This window comes from Sphingobacterium wenxiniae, from assembly GCF_900116225.1.
GTDB classification, from domain to species: Bacteria; Bacteroidota; Bacteroidia; order Sphingobacteriales; family Sphingobacteriaceae; genus Sphingobacterium; species Sphingobacterium wenxiniae.
This window is the reverse complement of record NZ_FOZZ01000001.1, coordinates 541108-545704: the sequence shown is the minus strand read 5'-3', so window position 1 is coordinate 545704 and position 4597 is coordinate 541108. Positions and strand designations below refer to the sequence as shown.

The window sequence follows — 4597 nt, the reverse complement described above, 5'->3', positions numbered from 1 at the left end:
TCGGCAACTCCTTTTAGGGTTCGCACTCGAGGCTTTCAGCCTCTGAGCACGAACCCTAAAAGGAGTGATGTGACACAGTTCAGTTTACACTACCGTGCAAATCATTAATCGTTTTGTTTTGTTTTTTTGTCATTATCTGTGCTTCGAAAAACGAGACCCCGTTAATATATGTTTGAAAAAGAATCAGCGTTGTATAGTGTCACTGTTCCCGTTTTATTATTTCTCTTCCAATTGTTTCTCTTTTGGAACTTCAACTTTAACGAAATATTGTACGGGTGGTTTTCCTTCCGCATGTATTTTTGTATCTCCAAGAGCTATATTGGCAATTGTGCCTTTTTTAATTTCTTCTATCAGTTCCTGAATAAAATTATTTAAGTAACTTGGCTCAATCCTCCGGTAGTCTTTATCTAAAATAGCCTTAATTGTTTGTTGACTATTATTTGTTGTTACACCCAATTTTTTGATAACCATTCGTTTAAAAGTGTCGTAATCGGAAATTATAGTATCTAGATGCTCGTTTGCATCAATGTCTATCAAATATAAATTGTTGATAAGGTGTTCCACGATGTCTAAAGCGATCCTCAGCTTAGATTCTTTAGGAACCTCCATCTCGTGCACAGAGTCATTACCCAAGAATCTAATGCTGTGTAACCTATGGGAATCTTTTTCTGTTATTAACTTGCTTTTTGTCAAATTGTTGATTTTGGTCGCTAATTCTTTTCCGGTTATTTTCTGATCTAAACATATAGCTTCGATTATTGCTCTTAACCCCGCGCCGGCTAACAAATAGCATTTATTTTTCAGGCATTCTAATGTTTCATTGTAAACGATCCTAATTCGTTGAGGGATTTCGTAAAAGTTTTTCAATCTCTTGTGATCATTGATACTAGGAGGAAAATACGTCTTTTCTGTATAAGCAACTTCTGTTTGATTATCATAATCCCATCCATACATTGACTCATCCCAAGATACCTTTCTGAATTGGATATTATCACACCCCATACATTTGATGATTTCATAAGATTCATGCCAATAGAAATCTTCCGAAGGATCATTGGTAATTTTTTTTTGATGCACAATTTCATGATTTGTTGGTGTGCAACATATAGTACAGTAATCTTTCATACCCTTTTTTGTTTAGAAATTCAACTTAAAAAGTAATTTGCTGAAGCATAGATTAGAAATACATAATTTAATCACATTCAAAAATCCTTCTTATATTGAGGACAATCTATTGTGTAAAGTCTAAAAAAAATGATTGATTTTTTCTGTAATCACGCGCCATAATATTGTTAAAATGTTTAATACTGCTTATTTTAATCTTTTTTCACATCTACACACCATACCTCGCACTGATTTACGGTTTTCCGTAAAACCCTATAATCACTTTCCTCACCCCACATCACCCTTTCACCCCACTTCTACCATCACCATTTTTCCCAATCGCCCAGTACGCAAGCCAGCCTAGAGAGGATCTACCCTTGTGCTTCGATTATCTCATCCAATGTCTCGCATACATGTAGAAGCCTTTTTTTAAGGATCAATGTTGAGCTTCTTCCATCGCTCTTGATTGATTCATTAATTTCAAGTACTTCATCAGTATTAATGATTATTTTTTTGCCGTCCGGTTGGTGTAATAAAATTAGTCTTCCCATTTTTATTGTCTATTATTTGCCAGTGAATTATCAAACTTAATCATCACTTTCCTAATCACCTTACGGTTTCCCGTACTTCCCTCATTTCTTCTTCCTCCCAACATCAAATCCCTTTACCACCGTTACACCTTTAGGGGAGGGGGAAGAAGGTGTACTCTCCTGCAACCTATCAATGTACTCAAAAAGCAATTCGATATTCTGATCATGTCCTTTCTGTTTTTTTGCGATTTGTTCCACGGTGTATTTGATTTCGGCGATTTCCAGTTTCATTTCAGTGTTGATGTATAGCATGTCTCTCAGCTTTACAAACACATCTATAATGCGAATACTCATCGTAATGGCTTGCTCGCTCTTTAAGACATTTGAAAGCATTAGCACTCCATGTTCGGTAAACGCGAATGGTAGATACTTGGAGTAACGTCCCTGTTCTAAGGTCGCATTTTGCGATCTTAGGATTATATCATACTCCTCTTTCGTTAGCTCAAACATAAAGCGATCGGGAAACCGGATGATATTTCTTCTAACCTGTTCTTTTAGCCTACGGGTCTCTACACCATATAACTCGGCAAGGTCACTGTCCAGCATAACCTTTTGTCCTCTGAACTCATATATCTTGTTTACTAGGATTTCGTCTGTAATTGCTATTTCATTGGAATGGCTTTTACTCATAGTGTATTGGTTTACTGTCTTATTCAAAGATCGCAATTTGCGATCTTTGAATTTACTTATTCTTCATCAATCAATTTTTTCAACTCAAGCCAATAGTTTTCATTCCAGTGTCGCCTTGAACTTCCGGATGTGGAAGGGAGTACGAAAAGTTTTGATTTCCCTAAAGTTTTGTCCTGTATTCCATATTTTACTAAGCTAGTTACTCCTTGATATCCTAAAAAAAAAGAGGCTGCTGTTTTACCGTTAAAAGCAATGTACTTTGGCTGAAACTTTTCCATTTTTGCAATGAAGCCCGCCACATCATAATTCTCGCTAGAAATTTGGTTATCATTACCGTATTCATTATGGACTAAGTCAGTTAGACCAATTTTATAATTGCCCACATCATAGCAATCTCTCGGCTCTAACTTTTTAGGTGTAAAGCCTGCAGAGTGTAAAATGCTGTAAAATTTGTTGCCAGATCCGGCATAATAGAATCCTTTTAGCGCAGAAGCCTTTCCCTTTGCGGTTCCGCAAAAGACTATATCAAGGTTGGTGGTAAGTACATCTCTTAGCATAATTTTTTCTATCAATTGGTTCCATAATTCTTGTCAGTGCAGTTTTTCATTTTTCATTCTCTATCCACGCAACATAAGCCTCTGCATCATCTTTCCTTGCAAATCGAGCTACAAAGTGGTCTTCGCCCAAACTTTCATTCACTACAAGGTATTCAAAGTAAGGTTTGCCATCTTGCGGCAATGCTTTGCAAATAAAAATTGACTTATCTTTGCGCTCTTTATCTTCGATGTCTTTATAATACTTATCAATAAAAACCGGATCAGTGAAAATTGCTTCAGAGGTTTTATTTCTGAAAATTTCTATGAAGTTCCACAATGCGGACTGAAGCTCTGGATTATATGTTTTTTTTGTTTTACCGTCCTTGGTTACAGTTACATATAACTCCATTTTTTCTTCGTTTGTCAATCGCTTATATTCAGCAATCAATGCTGGTATTAGACCTGTATTTCTACGTTTTGTATTGTTTATTAATTTATAATTCTCTAATTCTAAAAGATCTGCAATTTTCTCGATGTTTTCTAAATTAGGTTGAGTAATATTATTGGTCCAATTGGTTAGAGTGCCTTTATGGATGTCTAAACATAGTCCCAAAACTCTAGAGGACAACTCTTTTTCAACTAGTGCTGCTTGTATATAATTCAGTTTTTTGTTTTCACTTACTGTTTCTTCCATTCTTTTGTATTAAAAAGTTCACATTTAATTGTGAACTATCATTTTGTTCTGTATATTTGTATCGTGTTCGAGGTTTTTAAATCTTGATTCATAAAAGAGTTCCGTCAACGAAAACGGCGAAATTTTCAATTGGCACGGAACCGTAGGGATAGCTTTTCCCCAAACTTTTGTACATTTGTACAAGAGGAGGGGTGGCTCCCTATCGGAAACTGTGTCAAGCGCTCTTCGCCGTGCGCCGTTGGCAGTGGAAGATAGGGAGCCTTCTCTTTAATTAGACTTTCTATCTTTCGGGAGCTCGTAATCATAAACAAAAACATTATGATAACGAATTGTAAAACCACCACGAAGACCACCGCCCCGATCCAAGATCGATGTCACAGGTTTTCCCATGCGTTGCTGATAAAGAACGTCAAACGAAATCCAGAATAAATAACCGACTCATAAGGACAGAAAAGGGTAGGGGGCTTCTATAAGCCCAAGGTGATCTTAAAGCGCCAGATTGCTTCGTCGTTTCGCGTAACTGCAAAACGCCTAGCAATGACGGCTTTTAGAAAAAACCAGCCCTCAGACTTTCGTCTGCTAACCGACCTCTGATATTTAAAACAAACGTTTGCATAGATCAATAGTCGGTCGTTATTTTTGATTCGCACTCTAAAATTAATGACTTTTCTAATGCCATCCAAATAAAATTCCCGTAAAAAGGATTTGTTGTTTGTCAAGATGTCAGTTTAGGTCGGTTTTCCCGAGAATGCGACAGGAGATATACCGTTTTAGACTATTATGGAAACTACGTTGTTCGCATTTGTTTAATCAATTTTTATTAATCGGAAAGCGGTGCGTAGTCTTCGGACTATAGCAATGCGAAGGCTATGTATCCTTTCCTAATGCTGAAAAGAAATGCGAAAATTACGCAAAGGGGAGAGCTATGGCCGTACTGATCGACCCATATTTACTTCAAACAATACCTATAAAAGCCCCAAAAGCGCTTGTCTGAATAGACTGGAAGATGAGAGGTTAAAACACAGTAAAAATGCGCGAACTTC

At 36.8% G+C, this 4597-nt stretch carries 4 protein-coding genes; all 4 read right to left on the bottom strand.

Annotated features, from left to right (window positions below; all coding sequences use genetic code 11):
• Window positions 1-216 precede the first annotated feature (216 nt).
• The 4 genes from BM375_RS02350 to BM375_RS02330 all read right to left on the bottom strand — a co-directional run bounded on the left by BM375_RS02350 (window position 217) and on the right by BM375_RS02330 (window position 3554).
• Window positions 217-1125: a DUF4145 domain-containing protein gene (locus tag BM375_RS02350; protein ID WP_093363535.1), complete on the bottom strand. Its 909-nt coding sequence runs from the start codon at window positions 1123-1125 to the stop codon at window positions 217-219.
• A gap of 611 nt (window positions 1126-1736) precedes the next feature.
• The gene (locus BM375_RS02340; protein WP_093363533.1) at window positions 1737-2324 is read right to left on the bottom strand and encodes an ORF6N domain-containing protein; all 588 of its coding nucleotides are present in this window, start codon (window positions 2322-2324) and stop codon (window positions 1737-1739) included.
• Between the two features lie 56 nt (window positions 2325-2380).
• The gene (locus BM375_RS02335) at window positions 2381-2881 is read right to left on the bottom strand and encodes a mismatch-specific DNA-glycosylase (RefSeq protein ID WP_093363532.1); all 501 of its coding nucleotides are present in this window, start codon (window positions 2879-2881) and stop codon (window positions 2381-2383) included.
• A 46-nt stretch (window positions 2882-2927) separates the two neighbouring features.
• The gene (locus tag BM375_RS02330) at window positions 2928-3554 is read right to left on the bottom strand and encodes a helix-turn-helix domain-containing protein (protein ID WP_093363531.1); all 627 of its coding nucleotides are present in this window, start codon (window positions 3552-3554) and stop codon (window positions 2928-2930) included.
• Between the last annotated feature and the right edge of the window lie 1043 nt (window positions 3555-4597).

Bases quoted from the DNA above. Each gene is read 5' to 3' on its own strand.
- BM375_RS02350 (WP_093363535.1), bottom strand. From the start codon at position 1,125: ATGAAAGATTACTGTACTATATGTTGCACACCAACAAATCATGAAATT.
- BM375_RS02340 (WP_093363533.1), bottom strand. From the start codon at position 2,324: ATGAGTAAAAGCCATTCCAATGAAATAGCAATTACAGACGAAATCCTA.
- BM375_RS02335 (WP_093363532.1), bottom strand. From the start codon at position 2,881: ATGCTAAGAGATGTACTTACCACCAACCTTGATATAGTCTTTTGCGGA.
- BM375_RS02330 (WP_093363531.1), bottom strand. From the start codon at position 3,554: ATGGAAGAAACAGTAAGTGAAAACAAAAAACTGAATTATATACAAGCA.